At 38.8% G+C, this 25,980-nt stretch carries 19 protein-coding genes and 2 pseudogenes; 3 read left to right on the forward strand and 18 right to left on the reverse strand.

Annotation, left to right across the window (positions count from 1 at the left end; translation table 11 throughout):
- A partial coding sequence (locus P20652_RS18850) for a tyrosine-type recombinase/integrase (RefSeq protein ID WP_033017879.1) occupies positions 1 to 458 on the forward strand: 458 nt, incomplete at its 5' end.
- 208 nt (positions 459 to 666) lie between these two features.
- On the opposite strand, the pseudogene P20652_RS03815 reads toward P20652_RS18850, so the two are convergent.
- From P20652_RS03815 to P20652_RS03795, 5 genes and pseudogenes are all read right to left on the reverse strand, one after another.
- Positions 667 to 2,921 (reverse strand): annotated as a pseudogene (locus P20652_RS03815) (acyl-CoA dehydrogenase).
- 282 nt (positions 2,922 to 3,203) lie between these two features.
- Positions 3,204 to 4,232 carry a zinc-binding dehydrogenase gene (locus P20652_RS03810; RefSeq protein WP_008171285.1) on the reverse strand — a complete coding sequence of 343 codons (1,029 nt, stop codon included), beginning with the start codon at positions 4,230 to 4,232 and terminating at the stop codon, positions 3,204 to 3,206.
- Between the two features lie 10 nt (positions 4,233 to 4,242).
- Complete coding sequence (locus tag P20652_RS03805; protein ID WP_008171286.1) at positions 4,243 to 5,655, reverse strand: TolC family protein; 1,413 nt, start codon at positions 5,653 to 5,655, stop codon at positions 4,243 to 4,245.
- Entirely contained in the window at positions 5,648 to 8,779 is a 3,132-nt protein-coding gene (locus tag P20652_RS03800; RefSeq protein ID WP_033017881.1) for an efflux RND transporter permease subunit, read from the reverse strand. Before P20652_RS03800 ends, P20652_RS03805 begins: the two co-directional genes overlap by 8 nt.
- Positions 8,780 to 8,810: 31 nt before the next feature.
- Complete coding sequence (locus tag P20652_RS03795; protein WP_008171288.1) at positions 8,811 to 9,980, reverse strand: efflux RND transporter periplasmic adaptor subunit; 1,170 nt, start codon at positions 9,978 to 9,980, stop codon at positions 8,811 to 8,813.
- Positions 9,981 to 10,099: 119 nt separating this feature from the next.
- Between P20652_RS03795 and P20652_RS03790 the strand changes: the two genes are divergently transcribed.
- Positions 10,100 to 11,038 carry a LysR family transcriptional regulator gene (locus P20652_RS03790; RefSeq protein WP_008171289.1) on the forward strand — a complete coding sequence of 313 codons (939 nt, stop codon included), beginning with the start codon at positions 10,100 to 10,102 and terminating at the stop codon, positions 11,036 to 11,038.
- 66 nt (positions 11,039 to 11,104) lie between these two features.
- Here the strand turns inward: P20652_RS03790 and P20652_RS03785 are convergent, their stop codons facing one another.
- The 7 genes and pseudogenes from P20652_RS03785 to P20652_RS03755 form a co-directional block, all read right to left on the reverse strand.
- Positions 11,105 to 12,142, reverse strand: a complete 1,038-nt coding sequence (locus P20652_RS03785) for a diguanylate cyclase (protein WP_139048238.1) — start codon at positions 12,140 to 12,142, stop codon at positions 11,105 to 11,107.
- 157 nt (positions 12,143 to 12,299) lie between these two features.
- Positions 12,300 to 13,270, reverse strand: a pseudogene (gene moaA / locus P20652_RS03780) (GTP 3',8-cyclase MoaA).
- Between the two features lie 138 nt (positions 13,271 to 13,408).
- The gene (locus P20652_RS03775; protein ID WP_008171294.1) at positions 13,409 to 15,700 is read right to left on the reverse strand and encodes a xanthine dehydrogenase family protein molybdopterin-binding subunit; all 2,292 of its coding nucleotides are present in this window, start codon (positions 15,698 to 15,700) and stop codon (positions 13,409 to 13,411) included.
- 12 nt (positions 15,701 to 15,712) lie between these two features.
- The gene (locus P20652_RS03770; RefSeq protein WP_008171295.1) at positions 15,713 to 16,201 is read right to left on the reverse strand and encodes a (2Fe-2S)-binding protein; all 489 of its coding nucleotides are present in this window, start codon (positions 16,199 to 16,201) and stop codon (positions 15,713 to 15,715) included.
- A gap of 126 nt (positions 16,202 to 16,327) precedes the next feature.
- Complete coding sequence (locus tag P20652_RS03765; protein WP_008171296.1) at positions 16,328 to 16,918, reverse strand: nucleotidyltransferase family protein; 591 nt, start codon at positions 16,916 to 16,918, stop codon at positions 16,328 to 16,330.
- Positions 16,912 to 17,940 (reverse strand): XdhC family protein, encoded by a 1,029-nt coding sequence (locus P20652_RS03760; RefSeq protein ID WP_008171297.1) that lies wholly within the window; start codon positions 17,938 to 17,940, stop codon positions 16,912 to 16,914. The genes P20652_RS03765 and P20652_RS03760 overlap by 7 nt, the downstream gene beginning before the upstream one ends.
- Before the next feature lie 165 nt (positions 17,941 to 18,105).
- The gene (locus P20652_RS03755) at positions 18,106 to 18,969 is read right to left on the reverse strand and encodes a DUF6279 family lipoprotein (protein WP_008171299.1); all 864 of its coding nucleotides are present in this window, start codon (positions 18,967 to 18,969) and stop codon (positions 18,106 to 18,108) included.
- 576 nt (positions 18,970 to 19,545) lie between these two features.
- Here P20652_RS03755 and P20652_RS03750 point away from each other — a divergent pair.
- A complete protein-coding gene (locus tag P20652_RS03750) occupies positions 19,546 to 20,271 on the forward strand; it encodes a tetratricopeptide repeat protein (protein ID WP_008171301.1) in 726 nt (241 codons plus the stop codon).
- Positions 20,272 to 20,365: 94 nt separating this feature from the next.
- On the opposite strand, the gene P20652_RS03745 is transcribed toward P20652_RS03750, so the two are convergent.
- From P20652_RS03745 to ybaK, 6 genes are all read right to left on the reverse strand, one after another.
- Positions 20,366 to 21,784, reverse strand: a complete 1,419-nt coding sequence (locus tag P20652_RS03745) for a coniferyl aldehyde dehydrogenase (RefSeq protein ID WP_008171303.1) — start codon at positions 21,782 to 21,784, stop codon at positions 20,366 to 20,368.
- A gap of 181 nt (positions 21,785 to 21,965) precedes the next feature.
- Positions 21,966 to 23,360 carry a DASS family sodium-coupled anion symporter gene (locus P20652_RS03740; protein WP_008171305.1) on the reverse strand — a complete coding sequence of 465 codons (1,395 nt, stop codon included), beginning with the start codon at positions 23,358 to 23,360 and terminating at the stop codon, positions 21,966 to 21,968.
- A gap of 658 nt (positions 23,361 to 24,018) precedes the next feature.
- Positions 24,019 to 24,291, reverse strand: a complete 273-nt coding sequence (locus P20652_RS03735; RefSeq protein WP_008171307.1) for a hypothetical protein — start codon at positions 24,289 to 24,291, stop codon at positions 24,019 to 24,021.
- Between the two features lie 149 nt (positions 24,292 to 24,440).
- Positions 24,441 to 24,692, reverse strand: a complete 252-nt coding sequence (locus P20652_RS03730; protein WP_008171309.1) for a hypothetical protein — start codon at positions 24,690 to 24,692, stop codon at positions 24,441 to 24,443.
- Positions 24,693 to 24,948: 256 nt separating this feature from the next.
- On the reverse strand, positions 24,949 to 25,353 hold the full coding sequence (locus tag P20652_RS03725; protein WP_008171311.1) for a DUF1761 domain-containing protein: 405 nt from the start codon (positions 25,351 to 25,353) through the stop codon (positions 24,949 to 24,951).
- Between the two features lie 150 nt (positions 25,354 to 25,503).
- The gene (ybaK, locus tag P20652_RS03720) at positions 25,504 to 25,965 is read right to left on the reverse strand and encodes a Cys-tRNA(Pro) deacylase (RefSeq protein WP_008171313.1); all 462 of its coding nucleotides are present in this window, start codon (positions 25,963 to 25,965) and stop codon (positions 25,504 to 25,506) included.
- Positions 25,966 to 25,980: the final 15 nt, after the last annotated feature.

A 25,980-nucleotide genomic window follows, 5' to 3' on the forward strand; every position in this document is an offset into this window, starting at 1 on the left:
TTGCCACAGAGCTGATTCCTATGCTGAGAACTCAAATTTTGAACGTTGATGAGTATCTAAAGCTTGATTTAAATAATACTAAATATGCTGGCGTGTGGATGCCATATGCCTTAACAAAAAAATATCCTTCAGCCGCAAAAACACTAGCATGGCAGTATTTATTTCCCTCTCATATATTAAGTTCAGACCCTCAAAGTGGTGAAATAAGGCGACATCATTTTCATCACTCTTGTATTAGAAAAGAGGTTAAAAAAGCCGTCCAAAAATCAGGGTTAACAAAAATAATAACACCTCATACATTAAGACACTCTTTTGCTACTCATCTACTGCAAAATGGTGCCGATATAAGAACTGTTCAAGCTCAGCTTGGCCATTCTGATGTTAAAACCACACAAATTTATACCCATGTACTACAACAAGGTGCCAATGGAGTTGTTAGCCCGTTTTCAAGATTATAAATTTCTGTCTAAAAAAACTCAGTCCACAAGCGCTATGCTTTTTATTCAACCTTATTCTAGGACCCTTATAATGGCATACCTCCATCTGTTTTTACTTTAAATAACACATAAAAAAGCCCCGCTTGGTTTTATCCAAACGGGGCTCCACACTAATTTTTTAATCAAAAATAAAAGCGCCGATACTGCGGGCGCTTTGCATCATTGAATTTTATTGATTAACTACGCTTTTAAGCGGATTAATTGGCTGTGCGTTGTCATCTAATAGGTTCATATCGAAATCGAACTCATCTACACGAATCGCTTTTTCACGTTTGATGTTGTAATCAATTAACTGAACGTGCTCAGCTTGCGTAATTACGTTTGCCGCTAGTGCGTTATCAAGCGTGATGTTAAAGCGTGCGCCTGGCTTAATTACTTTAGCTCGAAGTGCTTTTTAACTTTAGCCAGTTCGCTAAGTGATGCCATTTTAGCTTTGTAAGCTTGCTCATTAATATGATGTCCATCGCCTACTACTGGTTTAACTAAATGCGTGATTTGCGCTTTAAATGCGGTATCTAGCTGAGCTTGCTTAGCTAGTTCGCGGATTAAATCATCGCTAATTTTTGGCATTTTAGTTGAGTAGTTCATTGTAATAAAACGAATAAACTTACGTGTACCAGTTGCTGGGAAATTATCTAAAAACTTATGCAGCGCTTCTTCTGCGCTTTGTAGTGCAAAGCGAGTTGCATAATGGAAGTAAGGTGCTGCTTGCTCGCGCTCGCTGCTCGCTACTTTTTGCTCGTAGTATTTAATTGATGCCATAGCAGCATATAGGAAGCTCATTACATCGCCTAAACGTGCCGATAGCATTTCTGCTTGTTTTAACTTACCGCCAAGAACCAGTAACGAAAAGTCTGCGTACACTGCAAGTTTTGCAGATAATTTATGTACTGCTTTTTCGTAGTCGCGTACTTCTGGTAATTCAGAATTAGCACTTGCTGTAAATGGTAAAACACCTAAGCGAAAAGCACGTAAGCTGTTTGCTGTGCTGTAGCCAATTGTTTTACGTAAAATGCCGTTAAATTCTGCGTCAGCGCCTTTGTCTTCACTATGAATTGACTCAACCATAGATTGTAAATATGGGTGACAACGCATAACACCTTGACCAAATATCATTAGGTTACGAGTAAGTATGTTTGCACCTTCTACAGTAATTGCAATAGGTTGTGCAACGTAGCCACTCGCTAGTGTATTTTGCGGACCGTTTTGAATCGCTTTACCTGCTTGGATATCCATTGCTGAATCAAGCACGTCGCGACCAAGCTCTGTCATGTGGTATTTAGCGATTGCGGTTACTACTGATGGTTTTAAGCCCATGCCTAAACCTTCAGTTGTAAGTACGCGCATTGCTTCTTGTAGGTATGTTTTACCTGCAATGTCAGCTAGTTTTTCTTGAATACCTTCAAACTGACCAATAGCTAAACCAAACTGTTCACGCACTGCTGCGTATTCAGATGCTGATTTAAATGCAACTTGCGCTGTACTAACACCTAGCGCAGGTAATGAAATACCACGACCAGCACCTAAACAGCTAACCAGCATTTGCCAACCACGGCCGATATTTTTCTGCCCACCAATAACAAAACCCATTGGTACAAATACTTTGTTACCACGTGTAGTACCGTTGTAAAAACGGATACCCATTGGGTCATGGCGGTTACCAAGCTGTACACCCGGGTGCTCTTTTGGAATAAGTGCGCAGGTAATACCTAGGTTTTCTTTACCGCCTAGTAAACCATCAGGGTCAACTACTTTAAATGCTAAACCAAGCACGGTAGCAATTGGTGCAAGTGTAATGTAGCGCTTGTCCCAAGTAATTTCTAAACCAAGCACTTCTTCGCCGTTGTACATACCTTTAGTTACTTTACCAACATCAGGAATACCGCCTGCGTCAGAACCCGCTTCAGGGCTTGTTAATGCAAAACATGGAATATCTGTACCATTTGCAAGGCGTGGTAAGTAATGTGCTTGTTGTTCTTGCGTACCAAAGTGAAGTAATAACTCACCTGGGCCTAACGAGTTAGGAACCATTACGGTTACTGCAACTGCTGAGCTTTTAGTCGCAATTGTGCCAACAATAGTAGAGTTTGCATAAGGGCTAAACTCTAAACCACCAAACGACTTAGGGATAATAAGCGAGAAAAATCGCTCTTTTTTCAAAAATTCTAATATGTCATTTGGCAGGTGAATACCGTTTTGAATCACTGAATCGTCGATCATGCCCAATAACTCTTGTACTGGACCATCTAAAAATGCTTGCTCGTCCGCGCTTAGTTTAGCTGCAGGAACGTCACGTAATGCGCTGAAATCAGGTTTACCTCGGTAGATAGAACCTTCAAGCCATACATCGCCTGCGTCTAGCGCTTCTTGCTCAGTGATAGATATACTTGGTAATACTTTTTTTAATTTTGTGCGTAAACTCATGATTGAACTCATCCGACCAGCTAAATAATAACTACATTACGTCATAAAAAATCATTTAGATCAATTACTCTATTCAATTAATTAACAGTTATTTAAAATTATTTTTTTACTTGAACGTAAACTGTTGAAACACAAAGGCTTACAGTTGTACGCTGAAAATAACTATTTTCCCTAAAATGATGAATAAAACAGCTAATAAATACACATACGATTTGATAGGGTAGAAAAAGACATAAAAAAACGCAGCATAAAAATGCTGCGTTTTTAAAAGTAGGAATATTTTTAAGGTGCTACGTGTACAACTTGTTTACCCGTAAAACCACCCGCTAATTGCTTATTAAGCGCATCAGACACCGCCTTTGCGTTAAACTCAACAGCAGTTAGTGAGGGCGTTTTAATATCGCCATTACAGGCGCCTTCTAGTAACAAGTTGCCCATAAAGCTTAAGCGCTGCTGCGCACATAAACTGTTAGCAAGCCATGCACCACCAAGCGAAACCACACTAATGTTAGGTGCTCTGCGATACATAAGCTCTTGATCAAAGCAAGGTAATGGGTTTAAACAGGCAATTTTTCCACAAAAACGCATTAGCTCAATATTTCGAGCAGTTGATTCACCACCAATCGTGTCTATAACGGCATCAAAGCCTTGTGGACCGAGTTCTCTACGAATTTTTTCACACAACTTTTTATCGTTGTAATCAAAAACCATATCCGCACCTAGCTGCTTAACCAATTTGTGATTTCGCTTAGATGCCGTTGCAAATACATCTGCTCCACGTTGTTTAGCATACTGAATAGCAAATTGCCCTACAGCACCTGAACCTCCTTCTATAAGTACGGTATCCCCTTCAACAATTTCAAGTTTGTCGAGGCTAATAAGCGCAGCCATACCAGCACAAGGTAAAATAGCAGCTACTGCGGGGCTTAACCCTTTAGGTAAAACCGATACTGCGTAGTTAGGTACTTTTGTATATTCACTGAGTACACCCTGACCGCCAACGCTTGCGTGCCACATAACTCGCTCACCCACATTAGGAAAAATACCTTTGTTGGCTTTTACCACCACACCTACGGCATCAAGACCTAAAATATGAGGGTAGTGCCATTTGCAAAAACCTGATTTAGCAAACTGCCCATCAACAGGGTTTAAGCCTACGTATTCTACCTTAATCAGTAGTTCGTTATCTGCACATTCAGGTACAGGTAACTCAACATCAGTTAAGTTAATTTGCTCGTTAGGCTCTAGCAATACAATGGCACGCATTGTATTCGGTACAGTGTATTCATGTAAAATATCAGTATCAGACATCAATAAAGCTCTACTTATTTGTGTTACTTAATGCATGACTCCATCGTCCGTTAAACGACTGATATGCATTAACTTTAGCGAGTAACGATGAAATTGTTAAATCGACAGCATTTTCTTGCGCTATTAAAACATCCTGACGTGCATCTAACAACTCAAGATAAGGAATTTGCCCCTCTTCGTACATTGCCTGGGCTTGTAAAAATGCTTTGTTGGCAAACTCATAGCGCTCATCAGCAAAACGTTTTTGCTGTGTTTTATTGACTAAAAGTTGCAGCGAAAGTTCACTTTCGCTAACAGCCTTGAGCACAACTTGTTGATAATCACTATACGCGGCTTCACTTAAAAATTGTTGCGCATCGCGCTGTGCTAAAAGTGCAGGATAACTTAATAACGACCACTGAATTTGTGGTGCTATTTGCCATTGCTGCTGAGTATCGCTAAAGCCATTACTACCAATGCTTACAACGCCTGCAAAACCGCTCAAACTTATATCGGGTAGTAGCGCTTTGCTTGCTGCAACACTCAAACTGTTAGCTTGGCTAAAGTCATAAAGCGCGCGGCTAATATCGGGTCTTAGTGCAATTGCGTTAGTGGGTTCATTAAGAAAAACCTCAAACTCATGCTCTAAAATAGCTTGTTCATTACTTAATTCAACGTTTTGCGTTAATCGTCCAGTAAGTACGGCAAGCGTAGATAAATCGCGGTATTTTGCATATTCAAAAGCAGGTACCAGTGCTTGTTGTTGCCTTAATTGCGCCATAGTACGGTTTAAATCAAGCTCGTTAGCCACACCTTCATCAACACGTGCTTGTAGCACTTCTATGCTTTGTTCAAGCGCTTCTATTTGCATCGCTATAATGTGTTGTTTTTCAACATTGCCTTGGTAGCTCACAAACCCTTTAACAACCGACGACACCACTTCTATTTGCAGTAAACGTACTTGCTCTGCTTGGCTCATGGCCGATGCATTTGCTGCATCAACCAATGCGGTAATACGCCCAAACAAATCAAGCTGCCAATCAAGCGCTAAATTCGCACTCGACTGACGACTATTTACATCACCTAAACCACTGCGCTGAGCACCAATTTCTACACCACCTTGTGGTAAGTATTGCGCTTTTTGCTCACCCAAACGTGCTAATGCACTTTTAAGTGTTAGCTGACTTGTTTTTAAGTCGTAATTATTTTCAAGCGCCTGTGTTACTAACTGATTTAATTGGCTTGAATCAAGCCCTTTCCACCAGCTAATCTCATCAACGCCAGTAAGCTGCTCTGCAACCGCGGCTTTTGAAACAAACTCATTAATTGCTTTTTGCTCACTAACTGTATCAATTTTGCTAGCACAACCAGATAAAAACGCAGTCACTAATACAGCACTTATTGTTAAGCGTGTTTTTAGCGTTTTGCTTGTTAACTTATTCATGTGGTAACTCCTGCGCTTTGTCTTCTTTCTTTACAACAAGCATATAAAATACTGGTGTAAACAATAAGCCAAACACGGTTACACCAATCATGCCTGAGAACACGGCATTACCCATTGCATGGCGCATTTCAGCCCCTGCACCGGTTGCTAATACAAGCGGTATAACACCTGCTGTAAAGGCAATTGAGGTCATTAGTATTGGACGTAAACGCATACGACATGCAGCCAATATTGCATCCATGTGAGATAAACCTGTGTCATTCTTGTCTTTAGCAAATTCGACCATCAAAATTGCATTTTTAGATGCCAAGGCAACCAATACTATTAACGCTATTTGCGTAAATATATTATTGTCTGAGCCTACAAACCACACACCCAGCAACGCTGAAAATATGGTCATTGGTACTATCAATATAATAGCCAATGGTAAACGCAGGCTTTCGTACTGAGCAGCAAGTACCATAAATACCAGTAATACAACTAATGGGAATACATACACCATGGTGTTACCAGCAAGTACTTGTTGATAAGTAACTTCTGTCCACTCATATTCAATTCCACTTGGTAAGTTATCAGCCAGTATTGCTTCAATAGCCAGTTGTGCTTGATCAGAACTGTAACCTGGTGCAGGGCTGCCGTTTAGTTCTGCACTTGGGTAACCGTTATAATGCATTACACGGTCTGGACCAATTGTTGGCGTAACAGTTAATACTGAGCCTAATGGCACCATATTACCTGCGCGATTACGTACTTTTAGATTAAGGATTTGATCAGGATCTAAACGGTAATCAGCATCTGCTTGCGCATTTACCTGATACGTGCGACCAAACAAATTAAAGTCATTTACATATACCGAACCTAAGTAAATTTGTAGCGCATTAAATACTTCATCAAGTGGAATACCTTGAATAAGCGCTTGCTCACGGTCTACATCTATATCCATTTGTGGTACTTGAATACGAAAACTTGAATACAGTCCTATTAACGCAGGATCTTTTTGTGCTTTACCAATAACCGTTTGCAGGCTATTGAATAACGCTTCGAATCCTTTGTTTGATCGGTCCTCAATTTGCAATTTAAACCCACCTGTAGTGCCTAAACCTTGAATTGGCGGTGGCGGGAATACCGCTACAAATGCTTCATCAATTGCGCCAAAACGTTGGTTTAACTGCGCAGCAATTGCCATCGCTGATTTACTCGGATCGGTACGGTCTTCAAATGCATCCAAAGGGGTAAAAACAATGCCGCTGTTAGGGCTGTTGGTAAAACCATTTACCGACAAACCAGGAAAGGCTACCGTATGCGCAACACCCGGGACATCTAAGGCAATTTTTTGCATTTGTCTTAACACATCTTCAGTGCGGTCAAGGCTTGCCGCATCAGGTAATTGGGCAATTGCCACTAAGTATTGCTTATCTTGTTGTGGAATAAAGCCACCTGGTACAGCATCAAATAATTTAATAGTACCGCCAACCAATGCAACATAGGCCACCATTGCAATAAGACTTAAACGAATGAGTTTTTTAACTAATTTTTCGTATCCTTTGGCACCACGATCAAATACTCGATTGAATGGTTGGAACAACCAGCGACCAAATAATTTATTTAATAAACGTGTAAACGCATCGGGTTTTGCATCGTGCGATTTTAATAATAACGCAGCTAATGCAGGCGAAAGTGTTAATGAATTAAACGCCGAAATAATAGTCGAAATCGTAATTGTTAATGCAAATTGCTTATAAAACTGACCAGACAGTCCGGTAATAAATGCCGTTGGAATAAATACCGCACTCAATACCAATGCAATCGCAATAATAGGGCCCGTTACTTCGTTCATTGCAACACGTGTTGCTTCAAGCGGCGATAAACCTTGCTCTATATTTCGCTCAACGTTTTCAACAACTACAATCGCATCATCTACAACAATACCTATGGCTAATACTAAGCCAAACAACGATAAGGTATTAATTGATACACCTAACCACTGCATAACAGCAAACGTACCAATAAGTGAAATAGGCACAGCAATAAGCGGAATAATAGACGCACGCCATGTTTGTAAAAATACAATAACTACAATTACAACCAGTACAATGGCTTCAAGCAAGGTTGCAATTACTGCGTCAATCGAGCCGCGTACAAATACAGTGGGATCGTAAACAATGTCGTATTTAACCCCTTCAGGAAAATCTTTAGATAAACGTGCCATGGTTTCACGCACCTGATCAGAAAGCTCAATCGCATTAGACCCTGGGCGTTGGAATATTGGCATAGCAAGCGCTGGTTGAGTGTCTAGCTCTGCGCGTAGTGAATAAGTGTCTTGACCTAGCTCAACGCGTGCAATGTCAGATAAACGCGTTAATTGCCCTTCATCGCCTACTTTAATAATTACTTGCTCAAACTCTTCAATACTATTTAAACGCCCTTTAACGTTTAATAATATTTGGAATTGGCTGTCGTTTGACACCGGTTGTGCACCTAAGCTACCAGCGGCAACTTGTTGATTTTGAGAACGCAGTGCTGTTACCACATCAGTTGCTGTAAGCTCACGTGCTGCTAATGCATCTGGATTTAACCACACACGCATTGCGTATTTACCCGCGCCAAATAATCGCAAGTCGCCTACACCTGATAAACGTGCAATTTCATCTTTAATATACAGATCGGCATAGTTAGATAAATATGCGGTATCATGCGTTTTTTCTGGCGAATATAAATGCACCACCATGGTTAAATCGGGTGATGATTTCTCGGCTACAACACCTAAACGTTGTACTTCTTCTGGTAAGCGCGGCAATGCACTGTTAACACGGTTTTGTACTTGTACTTGGGCACGGTCTAAATCAGTACCTAGTGCAAATGTCACCGTTAGCGTCATACGTCCATCGCTGGTTGCTTGTGAAAACATATACAACATGTTTTCAGTGCCGTTGATTTCTTGCTCCAGTGGTGTTGCTACCGTTTGCGCAATAACCGTTGGGTTAGCACCTGGGTAACTTGCTGTAACAACCACTGTTGGTGGAACAACTTCTGGATATTCACTTACCGGAAGCTGAAATAAAGAAATGCCACCCGCAATTAAAATAATTAAAGATAACATGGCCGCAAATATCGGCCTTTGGATAAAAAAGTAGTGAAAATTTCATCAATAAACCTTATTGCTTGGCCACTATGCGTGATTCGTCATTAGAGAGTGTAAACGCAACATCACTGCTATCTATTGTTACTGTGTTTGGTTCAATTGGCATGCCAGGACCCACGCGAGCAGGACCATTGATCGCAATAATATCGCCCTCTGAAAGACCTGAGGTTACAGCCCGGAGTGAACCATAACGCTCACCCACTGTCACTAACTTGTACTGCAGCACATTATTTTCGCCAACTGTTAATACAAAGCGATTTTTTAAATCGGTACCAATTGCTCTATCTGGGACAATTACTTGCTCAGAAATTGAGTTAGCCGCTAGTTTAATACGTGCAAACGAGCCTGCACGAAGTTGGTCACTATCTTCGTTAAATACAGCGCGAACACGTAACGTACCTGTAGAGGGATTAATTTGGTTATCAATAAAGTTGATATAGCCTTTATAGGCAAATTCGTGTTGCCCTACTTTTTGCATTACAACGGGTTGATGGCTAGCAGCGGTTACATTACTAAAAGCACTATTCCAAGTACGTTCATCAACATCAAAGTAAGCGTACATTTTTTCGTTAGATACAATGCTTGTTAGCACACTTTGACCCGCAATAATGTTGTTGCCTCTAGTGATATTTGCGCGCGAAATAATGCCATCAATTGGCGATACAACTGATGTAAATTCTAAATCAAGTTTAGCCGATGTAAGCTGAGCTTGTAATGCAGCAACTTGTGCTTCGCGTTGGCGTAAAACCGAGGTGCGTGATTCTGCTTGCTCAGTCGAAATTGCTTTACGCTCCGTTAAACGTACGGCTCGTTTAGCTTCACTTTTGGCTTGTTCTAACGCAGCTTGTGCACTATTAATTTGCGCTTCAAGGCTTGCTACAACCGCTGCAAATGGGCGGTCGTCTAATTTAAATAATAAGTCGCCCTTTTTAACATTATCGCCTTCATTGAATGCAATGTTCTCAATAACACCTGATACGCGTGGCATTAATGCCACTTCTTGAGGAGATTCTAAGCGCGTCGTATAGGTGTGCCAGCTTTGAACTGGTTTAACTAATACAGATGCAACATCAATTGGTTGAAGTTGTTGTGCTTGAACAGAAGGGGGCATGCTTTCATCAGCACACCCTGCAAGTGTTAGTAATGCGCCAGTGAGTGCAGCAGCAATTATATGTTTTTTCATGAAGACGCTCCTTTTTTAATTAGCTTTGCATGGTACGGACTAAACCTGCGGACAAAAACCATAGATTTTTAAATTCATTAGTGCCAAAATGGCATCAATAAATTAATTAGAGTGTAATAATGGATACAACAAGTCGGCTTTTAATGTTGCTTGAGGTGGTAGAGCAAGGTTCTTTTGCCAAAGCAGCTGAAATTCGTAACATCGACCGATCTGTAATTTCTAAACAAATTAGTCGATTAGAAGACGAACTTAGCGTGAGATTACTCAATCGGACCACCCGTTCGTTTTCACTTACTGCTGCGGGCGCAGAAATGATAAAAAAAGCCGCAGAGCTCAGAGAGCTACTAGGTGAAACCGTGCGTATGGCCGAAAACTATCATTTAGAGCCTCGCGGCGTTTTAAAAATCACCTCCTCTACGCTCATTGGGCGTCGTTACTTGCAACCAGTTCTCAATGACTTTCAAAAACGCTTCCCGCAGGTTGAAATAGAGCTTCGTTTAGACGATAGATTAGTTGATATTGTTTCAGAAGGCTTTGATTTAGCTTTTAGAGTGGGCGAACCAAAAGATTCATCTCTTATAGCTCGTAAAATTGCCCGAAACCGCTTATTAATTGTTGCAGCCCCAGAATTTATTGAAACCTACGGCATGCCAAAAACAATGGAAGAGCTAGCAAGTCTCCCTGCAGCAAGTTATGCAAATAATTCGTTTAGAGTAGAAAGTATTGATTACTATAATAATAAAGGTGAACCGTGCGATCAAAAAATAAAGAGCGTATTTCGTGCAAACGATGCCGAATCTTTGTTAATGAAAACACTTTCGGGAACGACTTATTTTGTTGCGCCTGCCTTTATTATTGGTGATGAAATTAAAGAGGGAAAATTAGTCCCTTTGTTAACTGATATTAAACTTATGGAATACAGCGCTATGTATGCGGTGTATCCTCATCGCGATTTACCAGTCAGAACGCGTTTATTTTTTGATGCAGTACGTGAATACCTAGGAAAAGACAAACCTATTTGGGAAAACGGGATCCCCAATTTTGAGCAAATGTATTAGTGCGCGTTGATCTTTGCGGATAAAATTTATTCAATTTAGGCGTTATTAATAATACCCGTTTTTATATTAAATCGAAGCAGCTTCAATTTCAGGCTCAACTTTAAATTTACAATACACTTTGTTACGTCCAAATCGCTTAGCTTTGTAAAGTTGTTTATCGGCTTGTTCAACAAAGTCCTCAAGCGTATTAGTGCTTCTAAATTTAGCCGCACCAATACTAATTGTTACGTTAATTGATAAACCATCAATATCAAAACGTGTATCTTCTACTTGAGCCCTTATTTTTTCAGCCGTGTTAAGTGCGTGCTCATCGCTTGTAAATGAACTAAATAATGCAAACTCTTCACCGCCTACTCTAAAAACATACCCTCTACCTAGCGCTATTCTTAATAGCGTTGCAACTTCTACAAGCACTTTGTCGCCAACACCATGTCCGTGCTCATCGTTAATTAGTTTAAAGTAATCTAGATCGAGTAATAAGACATAAAGCTGTGATTTATCACGCAGCTCAACTTCAAAATAGTGGCTCATTGAAAGGCGATTACCCGCTCCTGTTAACGGATCGAGTAATGCTAAATTTTTAAGGCGTTTTGAAAAATGTGAACGACTCCCTTCAAACACATGTGAAATCGCCCAAATACTTACATAAGTACACAATAAGTTAAGTGATAAATTAAACGTTTCAAACGGAGAAAGGTTAGACTTAGTACCTAAAATATACATTTGTATTGCCAATAAACTTGCAGATAATACTACACCGTATTGCTTACCTAAAAGCAGGTAATACAAAATAGGTAATGCAAATGCCCATACAAACACACCATTACGAGGAGAAGCCAATGCTGTTCCTAAAACAACTATAAGTGTAATAAGTATACACATTACAACAGCTTGCCAAAACTGTAATGGGCGGTGAATAAGCGAAATGTAAGTAAGTATGCAATAAATAGAAAAGCAGATTTCAATATAGCCAAGCAACGGGAAGTTATTTACGGTTAAATTAAAAATCGCAAACAATACTGATAAAAAACCAAAACAAAGACTCATCCATCTTAGAACATTCTTTCTTAATGATTTAGTGCTATTAAGAGCTGCGATATCCATTCTAACAACTTAATTCGAAATAAAAATTTAGTTTAACGTTAAAATTTAATATAACAACCCCCCCTGAATATAAAAAGCTGAAGATTCAAACTTTTATTCGCATTTCATACTAATTAGAAGACGTTTGGCTCATTATCGACGACAAAATTACTCAGTACTAACCACCGAGCATAGATAAATTAGTCGTTATTCCTGTATTACCTTGCTGTAATAGATGAGATGGCTTTTAGTTTTAATATAACGTGATAGTAATGCGATAAGATCTGAATTTGAATTACTACTCATATGCTCTCTCAAGGATATACCTTCTTCGGAAAACAAGCACAAATGTAAATTACCTTTTGCCGTTACTCTCAATCGATTACAGGTACTACAAAAATCATTGCTATAAGGCATGATTAAGCCAATCCTGCCTTGATAATCAGGATGGGCAAACTCTTGAGCCGGACCTGCTGATGCACTACGAGCAACTTGCTGCCAACCTGTTTGTAATAATTGAGTTTTTAGAACTTGACCAGAAACATGGTTGGCGTCAAAAAAGGCTTTGTTGTCGTTTGTTTGCATTAACTCAATAAAGCGAATAGTAACGGGGCGATATTTAACCCAATTTAAAAACGTATCAAACTCTTGAGCGTTGTATTGCTTCATAAGCACACTATTTATTTTTACAGAATCAATACCCGTTTCAAGCGCAGTATCTAAACCTTTCATTACTGAGGTAAATTTGTCGTGCCCAGTAATGGTATTAAACATGCGAGGGTCTAAGCTATCAATACTTACATTAATAGCATTTAAGCCTGCATCCACCCAGCTATGAATATTTTTATGAAGGGAAAAGCCATTGGTAGTCATGGCTATTTTATTTATACCCGGGACATCTTTTGTAGCACGAACAACATCTATAAAGTCTTTTCGAAGGGTTGGCTCTCCACCTGTAATTCTTACTTTTTCAATACCATGGTGGGCAAATGCTTTTACCGTGTTACTTATTTCATCAATACTGAGGAAGCCACGGTCGTGAACACCTTGATAACCATCCGGCAAACAATATACACACTTAAAATTACACACATCAGTAATAGACAAACGTAAATAACTAAACTTTCGCCCTGTTGGGTCGACTAGCATAAATAAACCTTAACTAATATCAATGAGTAATAACAATCTAAACAGCCTACTCATTGATACATAAATAATAATTACATAAATATATATTTAGTAACTAAAAAGGCAGCCTAAGGCGTACCTTTTTAGTTATTTTTTATTTTACGCCTTTAAGCCTTTTTTAAGTTCACTTGGCTTCATTGGTAAGTGACGTAAACGCACACCGACTGCATTAAATACCGCATTACCAATGGCTGGTGCTATGCCAATAACACCAGGCTCACCTAAACCAACTGGAAACTCATCACTTTGCACAAATTCAATGTCCATATCTGGCACATCGTTCATTCTAAGTGGTAAGTAAGTATTAAAGTTAGTGGCTGAAACCTGCCCATTTTGATAAGTATTTGACTCATGCAAGGCAAGACTCGTTCCCCAAAGTAGAGAACCCTCTAATTGCGCTAGCGCACCATCAGGATGCACTATTAAGCCCGCATCAACAACGACGTATAGCTTTTTGAGCGTTATTTTACCATCTGCACGATTTACATGCACATGTGCAGCCGTTGCTATCCATGCAGGCATAGTGCGCTCTTGCCCTGAGCTTACAGAAAATCCAAGGCCTTCACTTTCACCTAGCTTAACATTAGCAACTTTCTCAGATACTTTTTTAAGTACATTGTGTAAACGCGATGCGCCACCAATACTCTCAGGCGCTTTACCTGCTTGCTTACCTTTAGCATCAAGCATGTCTAAGCGAAAAGCGACAGGGTCCTTACCTTGCTTGTGAGCAATTTCATCAATGAACGACTCAAGGCTCCAAGCAATCCAGCCTGGTCCTACCGAGCGAAGCCATCCTGGAATAAATGTACTTTGCACAAGCTCATTATTAATGGCTCTTGCACGATGGCTATTCATACTGTACCAATGATCAGCACCCGACGCCGAGAATGCATCAAACTTGCCATTGCCATCAACACCTGGAGATAAAAATCCTGGAGCCATTGCTTTAGTTGGCCAACCTGCTGCAAAAGCATGTTCTAAACCAGTAAAAGTACCTCTTTTATCAAACGATGCGGTCATTTTTGCAGCCGACGCCGAGCGCGATTGGTCAAACAAACTGTCATCCGCTCGCGTAAACACAAGTTTTACAGGTTTTCCTACCGCTTTTGCTGTAAGAGCTGCAGGCACAGTCCAATCACCAAATAATCTACGACCAAAACCACCACCTAAATAGTAAGGACGAATAATCACTTTCTCTTGTGCTATTTCAAGTGCTTTAGCTATTGCAGGGAGTGTAAGTGATTGCCATTGGTTACCTGTATGGATAATCCAATTTCCATCTTTAAATTCAGCAAGTGCATTTAAAGGCTCTAACTGATAATGACTTGCCGTTGCTGTGGTATAGACTGATTCGAGTAGTTCATTGGCGTCGGTTTGGGTTTTCTTTATATCACCTTCATCAACAAATAAAGTTCCTGAATCAGTTTGCTCGCATAAACGTACGCCCTCTTTTTGAATATCAGCCTCGGTTACGTTCGCTGATTTACCTTTTTTATACTTAACCTTTAGCACATCAACGGCTTTAATGGCACTGGGGTAATTATCAGCAAGTACAACAACCCAGCCTTCGACTGTATTGCTAGGATCGGTTAATATTTCATAACCTTTATAGCCTTTGATTGCTTTTGCTGCGGTATCATCAACGCTTATTACTTCACTACCAAAACGCGTTGGTGGAATAACAGGACGAGCGTATAGCATTCCTTCAACTTCTACATCTATACCATACACGGCAGTACCGTTAGTTTTAGCAGGTATATCAAGGGCTTTGAAGTCTTGTTTTAGCCCAGTTAAATGGCGTTTATTGGCAGATTTTAATGGTAGACTTGCTACTTCTTCACTTGTAAAGGTACGGTTAAACTCACCTTTTTTAACCAAATCAGCGTAACTTACTGATTTATCGCCTGATACTATATAACCTTTTTCTGCGCGGCATGTGTCAGTGGCTACACCTAACATTTTCGCACCGGCTTCTATTAGCGCAATTCTGCCCGCTGCACCCGCTTGAGACAATGGCTTGAAGCTTTGAAAAACCGACCATGATCCACCAGTTACCATATAGCCCCATTTTTCATGGGTATCTACGTAGGTAATCGATACTTTATCCCAATCACATTCAAGTTCGTCTGCAACAATACGCGCTAATGCGGTACCTATGTGCTGTCCCATTTCGGCTTTAGCAATACTTACCTCAACAGCGCCATCGGTGCTCATTGTCCACCAAATTGTAGGAGAAAAAGCCTGTTCAGCTATCGATTCTTTTGCACTTACCGACCCCGAAAAAAACGCAGGAGCAAACGCCATAACCAAACCTGCGCTTGCAGTTCCAATCATAAACGAACGACGGTTTAAATTAACGGTTTCACTATTTTTTTGAAATAATTTTTTCATTATCAGCTCCAGTTAAACGTCTTGTGCATTTGGATCAAAAATATTTACAACACTTTTTGACTCATCGGCCGCTCGTTGAATAGCTGTTTTAATACGCTTATACGCCATGCAGCGACAGTAATTGCCATTCATATGATTGGTTATTTCTTCTTCTGAAGGGGTTGGGTTAGTGGCAAGCAATGTAGCGGCTTGCATTATTTGACCCGATTGACAGTAACCACACTGCGGTACTTGCTCGTCAACCCACGCTTTTTGCAATGGGTGTTCGTTATTAAGCCCTTCAATGGTAGTAATACTTTTACCTGCAATGGCACCTATCGGTAACACACATGAACGCGTTGCCTGCCCATCTAAATGCACAGTACATGCACCACACATTGCAATACCACAACCAAATTTTGTACCTTTTAACCCAATTTCATCACGAATAACCCATAACAACGGTGTATCTTCACTTGCGTGTGATTCAACCACCTTGCCATTAATTGTAAACGTCACCATAGCTTGCCCCTTGATTAAGCTTTTTATAGTAACTCTTTAAACTATGCGTATAACTTAAAGAGTTACTATAATTATTAAAATATAACTACTAACCTTATTTACATTTGTTTCGTTAAAATACGGTTATTATGTTTTACTCAAAAAATCATTTAATTGCGCTTGAGTATCTATATCTAAACTTGCACATTTTAAATTAATGGTATTGACCTCTTCATCGCTGCAACGTAGTAAATGCTGTGCACCTTTATCTGTAGTTAAGTCGCAAAGCTTCGATAGATCAACATTTGGAAATATAGCCGGAACGCCTAAGCGCTTACCATAATTAGCGCACCAACGTGAAGGATGCTTTTTAAAGTTTGTAACTAATTCATTTAAATGCTGTGTTGTGAGTTCAACCTGATCAGCAAGTATAAATAAAATGCCATCAGGCTGTTGGGTTTTTAAAATAGCTTTTGTCGCTGTCGCAATAGAGTCGCCTAAACCTTTGCCCCACTGTTTGTTTTCTATTAACTTAATATTTTTATTGTCTTTAAGTTTGTTTTTTACCTCTTGATGCCATGCCCCAGTAACTATAAATACAGGCGAGGTATCAAGTGCTTGCAAATTATTAACCGCGCGCTCAATCATCGTTTGACCTGCACCAACATCAGCGGTTAATTTACAACCATTAAATCGCGATGATTGCCCAGCTGCTAATACAACCTTTGCTATTAACACTTATCATTTCCCCAATTGCTTAGTGAGGTCGCATTTTTTTTTGAAAACACAGCGTGTATTTCGCTTATGAGTGAAAGTGCAATACTCTCGGGTGAGTCGCCACCAAGATTTAAACCTACAGGGCCAAATACAGGTGATTTTATCTGCTCTGCAGAGGTATTAGCCTGTGTTAGTACTTGTGTTCGTCTATGCTTAGGTCCCAGTAAACCAATGTATTTAAGGTCAATATCACCAAGTGCACCAAGGGCAACGGCATCAATATCTACACTGTGAGCCATTAAAATGGCAGCATCTATCTTGTGAGCTAAACAATATTTGCGCAATTCGCTTGGCGTGGTGCGTAAAATAGCATCGGCATGTGTAAAGTACTGCCTTTTTGCATTTGCAGGACGCGTATCCCACACAGTCACACTCCAACCAAGTTGTTTAGCGAATGTATAAACAGGAACCGCATCGGCACCACCGCCTACAATAAGTATATGAGGAGGAGGAAAAATAGATATTTGTAAAGATGTCGCATTGTTAATTTCAATTAACTGCGCTTTTCGGTTTATTGATAACCCTTGTTGCTCACAATTTTGGGTAAACACCCCATTTCCAGCAGGTACTACAGGGTTAACTTGCTGAAGATAGCGCCCCGAATTATTTTCATTCAGCGCTTTAGCCATGTGATCAAGCTGTAAGTATTCATTATTTTTATGAATTGGCTGAAGTAAGATGTGCACTATACCCCCACAACCAATACCTAACTGAAACGTTAAATCGTCTTCATCGGTTGCGTCATAACTTATAGTTTTACTTGTTAATGTGCTCATCACTTGTTTAGCATGGCGTTGTATATCTGCTTCTAAACAACCACCAGAGAGCATACCTAAGCGCTGACCTAAACTCGAAATAAGCATCATTGCGCCTAATTTACGATAGCTAGATCCCTCGATTTGATACAAGGTGGCCAAAACCCATTCTTGTTGGTCTTTTAAAGGTTCCCAGCTTTTTAATATACTTTTTAAATCAGTAACCATACTCTTTTACCTTAACAAATCATCATGTGTTCTGATGATTTCAGCCACACTAAGTGACCAATTTATTGGGTTCATTTGGATAATTTCAATAGCTAAGCAACAACCCTGTAAGCCTATTTGCTGTAATTTTTGTTGTGTTTGAGTAACCAAGCGTAACAAGAAACACTAACCTTCAATGATATCATCTAACGTGTCAATTAACTCATCAAAACGCACATTTATGTTATTACGTTGCTTCTCGGTCAACGTTATACTTAACGAATTCAAAAGATCTACATACATGTTGAGGTTTTCCTCGTTCACTTTAAGATGCGCTTGGCTCATATACAATTCGCGTTCTTTTATTACGGTACTTAATTGCTTTATAAATTCAGCTTGTGTCAGGCTCGTATTTTCGAGCACTGTTTTAGCTGCATTTAAGCGCCTTTGTTTATACTCTAGCCAAAACTCACCTGAATCTTGATGTTTTTCGTTGGTTAAATTAATCAAGGTTTTTTGCTCAGCATTGAGCTTATTGAGCCATTGTTTATAGTATTCTAATTGCGCTTCTAAACGCTCTTTTTTTCGTGCAAGAAGTGTTTGCTCATAAAATTCATCACGCTCTTCATCTATTTGTTCTTGAATATTATTTATAAACTCCTGTCGCTGTATCGGCGTTAACGTTACAGCTAACTCCGCCAAAGGCAAATAAGCGTGCTCAAGAAGGTTACGCCAATGCTTTTTTGCAAAGACTATTTGAACTTTAAGCTGTGCTGGGTTTATACCTTGGTTAAACAACGTTTTTATATTTTGTATATCTTGTTTATATGCTGGTAGCTGTGTTGACCTATGCCAAGACTGTGTTGTTTCAATAATTTTTTTTAATTGTTTGTTTTGCTGTTTATTTAAATCAACGTAATCATCAACCCAAAACGATGAAAGCCAACTTAAGTTGTTATAAGTAAAAGATGCAGAGCAACTGCACAAAAACAGCATGCTGATGGCTAAACATGCACGTGTGATTTTTTTCATTTTAGTGTCGTCTAGCATGGCATTCCCTATTCCAAATTTACTCACTAAGTAAAACGCAAAGGCTTGGTAACCTTAATAATAAATAAGGTTTAAATCTTACCTGTAGTAGTCCATATAAGCACAATGTGACGACCTGAGTCTCAATAAATGAAAATATAGACCTGATGTTTATTTAACAAGACCGCGTCGTATTGTACTTATTACTACTTGCCTAATTAATGATACAAGTTGATATTAAAAACATGATCATATTAATAAAAAATTAATGCGAAAAATAAAGCTGTAGCAGCTCTTTTATATCTTTAAATTTTTTGTAATATCTGTATCTTACACTGCCAATACTAAATGTACTTAGTTAACCATTTTATTAAGCTCAATAGCATATTATATAACCTAGCTTGAAGGTTATCGCCTTGCATTTTTGTTTAAGCAAGCGTAAAACATAACAAACAAAAGCCATTATTATTTACATCTGCTATTAAACGTTTTAATCAAGCATTTAGCCCACAATTGTCATAAAATAACGTTTATTAATGCAGATTGAATTAAATTGGTCAGTACATATTGCAACTATTACTAATTGGAGGCATTACTATGTCACAGTTTAATTTAAAAACTTTATTGCTTAGCGGAGCTTTGCTCATTACCCCTTTTGCACATGCAACGCTAGAAAACGGAATAAAAGCCGCCAATGAAGGTCAATTTGCAGACGCACTCAAAGAGTTCGAATACCTTGCTGACAAAGGTTTTGCGCCAGGTATTTATGAACTTGCTAAAATGTATGAAGGGGGGTTTGGCGTTATACGTGACTACCGTAAAGCAGCTCAACTTTACCAACAAGGCGTAAAAAAGAATCATCCTGATTCAATGTTTGCATTAGCTGTTTTATACAGTGATGGTAAAGGTGTAAAACTCGATAAGCAAATGGCTATCACTTTATTTGAAAAAGCAGCCAATAAAAACTTACCTGCTGCACAATTTAATCTAGGTGTTATTTATGCCAATGGCGACGGTGTGTCACTTGATTACGAACTTGCAAAAAAATGGTACGAAAAAGCAGCAGCTAATAATTACTCTCTTGCCCAATTTAACTTAGCACTTATGTATTTTGAAGGTTTAGGTATGCCTAAAGACCTTGAAAAGTCATACATTTGGAATACCATTGCTGAGTATAATGGTAATATGGAAGCAAATCATAGCCGCAAGCTTGATGAGCGTAAAATGCTTCCAAAAGAAATCGAAGAGGCAAAAGAAAAAGCAGATGCTATTTACGCTAGAATTTTAGCGGGTACCTATGCTGGTGAAGGTCGTTTGTTTTAAACCTTTATTAATATTCAATGAATAAAAAGCCTGATAACTAAAGAAGGTAACTTCAAGTATAGCTCAGGCTTTTTAATTTTAATCGTAAATTAGGTTAGCGAATATAAAGCCATTTTAATAACTTAATAAGTACCTTACTTTGCTTAAGTAACATCCCAATTCGCGGATTAAGTGAGCCTGAAACAAGCGTATTTTTAGCATGACTAAAGGTTAAAAAACCTTCCTTACCATGATAATGCCCCATTCCTGAATGCCCTACGCCGCCAAATGGCGCGTCATCGGCTGTCACTTGTACAAGCGTATCGTTAACAGCAACAGTACCACTTAGCGTTTGTTTTATAATATATTCTTGAGCACTCTTGTCTTGCCCCAATATATAAAGCGCTAATGGGTGATGATGACGTTTTATGTAATCAATCGCATCGTCGAGTTTGTCATAACTCATTATTGGTAGTATTGGACCAAATAATTCATCTTGCATAAGGTGCATTTCATCAGTGACGTGCGTAACAATATGTAATCCTAAACGATGTTTATCTGCATCTTGCTGATTATGATCAAGCGGTTTTACAATACTCGCGCCAAGCTCCTCTGCTTGGTCTAAATAGCCAGTTAAGCGCTGGTAATGTGAATCACTAATAATCGATGTTAAATTTTTTCCTTCAACACCATCTTTAAAGTGCTTTTTATACAGTTCACATAATTGTTGGACAAGTTGATGCTCAAGTGCCTTTGGCACAAATACATAATCGGGCGCGACGCAAATTTGCCCCGCATTCGCCATCTTCCCAAACAACAAAGCCTCAGCCGCTTTTCTAATGTCTGCTTGTTCGGTAATAATAACCGGCGATTTACCCCCTAGCTCCAATGTTACAGGTGTTAAATTACGACTAGCAGAAGCCATTACTAATTTGCCAACGCCTGTTGAGCCTGTAAATAGTAAGTGAGCAAATGGGAGAGACGAAAATTCAGTCGCTACATCACTCTCCCCTAGTATTACTTTACAATGTTCCTGCATTTCGCCGTTAAATAGCTTTTCAAGCACCGTATTAGTGTGAGGTGTAAATTCACTTAGTTTAAGCATTACTCTGTTACCCGCTGCAATAGCGGTAATAACAGGCACAATGGCTAATTGAATCGGGTAATTCCACGGAGCAATTACACCAACAACCCCTTTAGGTTGATAGATGACACTAACCTTTGACGGCCACAAACTTAAACCAACCGCTCTCCTGCTTGGTTTTGACCATGTTGGTAATTTTTTTATTGTATGAGCAAGCCCTTGCACTGTCGGTAATATATCCCCGAGCAAAGTATCAAACGCGGTTCTGTAACCAAAGTCTTTTGATGCTGCATTCACTAGTTCTTCTTCAAGTTCTACAACGCGTGCACGCAACTTTTTTAAAATAGTTATACGCTTTTTTATTGATAAACACGGGGTAGCCAAAAAGGCCGTTTGTAACTCATCAAATTGTGTGATCAAAGAAGCAGTGTGTGATGTGTCAGTGGTCAAAATAGATTGCTCAGCTTTTAAAATAATACAAGACTATAACCTTGTTATGTATTTCGGGCAATAACACTAAAGACAGTGAATTCACCTCAAATGCGTCAAATAAAAGAGCCCCTTTGTTTTCGTTGTTTCTGTAAACAAAGCAACTCTTATACAGGCTGGTTGACATTAATTTAGCACGTATTTAAAAGTTAAATACGTGCGCTGCAATTGTAATTGTTACTAAGGTGATTAAAACAATTGCAACGAGATTAAGTACAAAGCCTGCTCTTATCATATCACGCATTTTTATCTGACCTGAGCCAAATACAATCGCGTTAGGAGGTGTTGCTACCGGCATCATAAATGCACAACTACATGCAATAGCTGCAGGAATAACCCACACAAGAGGTGACCCTGTTATAGACTCAGCAACAGGGCCTAATAACGGTAAAAAACCAGCCGCTGTAGCTGTATTGCTTGTTATTTCAGTTAAAAACGTAATGAAAGCAACGACAACTAGCACGCTCATAACTAGCGGAATAGCACTTACGCCTTCAATTATATGAGCAATAAAATCAGCAAGCCCTGATGACTTAATTTGTGCTGCTAGTGTAAGTCCGCCCCCAAACAATAGTAATACATCCCATGGTACTTTTGATGCATTTTGCCAATCAAGAATACGCTCATCACTGCCTTTATTTGCAGGCATTACAAACAATAGTAATGCTGCTGCAATGGCAATTGTAGTATCTGAAATTTTAAGACCTACCATATCACCCAGTACAGGTCTAAATATCCAGCAAAAAGCAGCAAGCACAAATACAAACAACACGCCTTTTTCTGCACGTTGCATTATTCCAAGATCATTTAACTGCTCAGAGAAAACCACTTTTGTATCAATTTTTTGATTCGTTTTAACGCCTAGATCTACTTTATATGCAAACCTAGTAAGCCAAAACCAGCTAATAATTAGCATGCTCAAAGACAAAGGTAAACCCACAATCATCCACTGCGCAAAGCCAATTTCTATCTGATAACTATCCGATAAATACGCAGCCATTAATGCATTAGGCGGCGTACCTATTAAAGTCGCAATGCCACCAATACTGGCTCCATAAGCGATTGATAACAATAATGCTTTGCCAAACCCTTCATTACTTGGATCTGATTGCTTCACTAAATGAGTTACAGAAAGCGCAATAGGCAGCATCATTACTGCTGTTGCTGTATTAGACATCCACATAGATAAAAATGCGGTAACCAGCATCATGGCTAAAATTTGTAGGCTTGGTTTTTTACCTGCATATAACATCGTGCTAAGTGCAATACGTCTATGTAATCCCCAGCGCTCCATGGCAATAGAAATCAAAAAACCACCCAAGAATAAAAATATTAACGGATGTGCGTACGGAGCTGCAACACTCTTAATTGATGCTATGTTTGCAAGTGGCGATACTACTAACGGCAGCAAAGCAGTTGCTGGTATTGGCACGACTTCACTCACCCACCACAATGCCATCCAAAATGCTAAACCCGCAGTTTTAAAAGCAACAACGGACATACCCGTTGGCGGATCGAGTAAACATGTTGATAGCATGACTAAAGGGCCTAATGCTAAAAAAAACCATTGGAGATACTTATTCTTATCGGGGGGGTGGCTGAGTATGTTACCTCTCATGGCAGACCTCTAATATTTAAATTTAAGACCCCTGCTTCATTACATAGCTTCAGAAAGCTTGCAGGGTTTTGTGTCATTTTCTGGTTTTAATGAAGATTTAATCCTCACAAAGCGCTGGTTAAGGGTGCACAAAACGGTGCTTGTGTGATTAAAAAGTAAAGTAACTACAACCTTACACACATTTCAAAATACGCCAACTGAAAACATAAGTTACGTATAACAGAGCCATCCATTGCTTAGTTAGTATTTATAATTAAACTAAAAATCAATTGCTCTAATTTGACTGCATCAAACCACATAATGACTATTTCATCAAATTGAGGATTGTTTTATCCTGCGTGTCTTGGAGCTGAAAATAATTAAAGCGTTATTAACAAGCCTTGAAGGCAGATAAGATTTAAATTAAAAATAAGCAATTGATACTAAATTAAAATAGCAATAAACAATAGAGGTCATTTAGGGCTGGTGCTGTGGATAATTTTTGACAAAAATATAGATTTTATTAACAATCGTATTTAAATAAGTCGCTATAAACAATTATATTTATAGCGACTTATTTAGCGTTAAATTAAAGTAATCAATTTGCTGCTTTCGCAGCTAAAGCGGTTCTGTTTTTAACATATTTATACAAGCCAATTAATGATGCTGCAATCCAAAATATCTCTATTACAAAACTTGCCAAGTTAAAGTTATAACAAAGACTAATTAATAATAAAATTGCCCCTGTTAAATTCATCATGTTGTACATTAAACTAGTTGGAGATGTTTTACCTAGCTGTAGTAAGAAGAATGAACCAACAACCAAAAAAGTGCCAGTCATACCTATAATGTCAAACAAGAGTGCTATCACGAAACTATCCTTTATCCATTTTTAAATAACCCAAAAAACTGGCCCGATCCATGGGGAGGGTGTTTTTCATTCATTGAAACAGCAAAACCGGGCGATCTTAACAATATGCTAAATTCTAACAAGGGCATATGTCCGTATAAGTAAGGTGCTTATTTAAATATTACTTTACCACCAATCATTTTATAAGCTGGTGTGCCTTTTATTAATGCATGCCTTGCAAAAGGACGATTACAGTTTGGGCATATGCAGGCCTCGTTTGTGAAGTCTTCGGTGATGCGTTCTATAAAACATTTAATAAGTGCTCCTTTGCCGCCTTTTCTATATTTAAATAAAGGCGCTTTACAAGCGGAGCAAAAAATATCAACCGTTCTAGTTGGTCCTTTTTTATTTGGTTTAGCCATTAAATCTCAGAGGTTATGTTAGGGCTTTATGTTAGTATTTAGATAGAACAAGGTTGTTAATCTCTAATAAAGCATCGGTTTAACTGAACTTATAAAATACGCAGATTATACAGATTTAATCTAAACCTAGGTACTTCTGCCATTATCCTCGCAAGTAACTATTAAAAAGGTGACAAAACAGATATAACCTCCATTACGAATGTTTTATGAATGCTTGTTTTAATTAGATTTATATACAAAGCTTGTTGTTAAGTGACTAGGGCCACATTGCTAAAATAAGCCCCATCAGCGAAAATTGCAAAATGTGATAACCACCATTAATTAAAAATAGTTTTACAGGTCGTTGCTCAAAAATATAACTTAACCCCAGTGAGCTACTGACCCAGAATAAACCGATAACAAAGCCCGTGCCAATTCCCTCGCCTATATCTGAGTTTTTCCCTAAAAAAAGAGACAACATTAAAGCAGCTACAAAAACTAAAAATAAGCTGCCACCAAATATCAACTTTGGGTTAGCCGATTGTAAATCCTGCTCAGTTAAACCAATGCTTTCTAACCAAGCATTTTTAAAGAGTACTTTTGAGTACCACACACCACCAAGCATAAAAGAAGACAGTGCAGCCACTAGTATCGCAAAATAATCAACATCTGAAAGGTTCATACAAACAGCCGTATACAAAAAGTGTAATACCGTTTGGTTTTAAATATTAACGGTATAAAGATACTCCCAATGTAGTTATAAATAGGAGATTGAGCAAATAGCTTAACTTGAATTAATTTTTTGTATAGAAGGTAATTATAAAAATAAAATTTATAAATCGCCAAATTTTGCATTGGTTAATAAGGCTAAATCTGTTGGTGAAAGTGCTATTTCTAAGCCTCGCTTTCCGGCGCTCACATAAATAGTGTCAAAGAGGGAAGCACTGCTATGAATAAACGTAGCTAGACGTTTTTTCTGTCCAAGCGGACTCACCCCTCCTAAAATATAGCCAGTACTAACTTGTACTTTTTGTGGTGCAGCCATGGCTACTTTTTTGGCACCACATAATTTTGCTAACTGTTTTAAATTAACTTGTTCAGATACAGGAGTTACAGCAACAATTAATTGTCCTTCATGTGTTTCAAGCACTAAGGTTTTATATACTTGTGCACTCTCTAAATTTAACTTTTCAACGGCTTCAAGCCCGTAATGGCTATTATTCTTATCGTGCTCATAACTGAGTAATTCAAAGGGGATTTTTTGCTTTTTAAGTAGATCTATTGCTGGCGTCATGCTGTTTCATCTTTT

Origin of the sequence: Pseudoalteromonas sp. BSi20652, assembly GCF_000239855.1 — a bacterium.
In the GTDB taxonomy this organism is placed as follows: Bacteria; Pseudomonadota; Gammaproteobacteria; order Enterobacterales; family Alteromonadaceae; genus Pseudoalteromonas.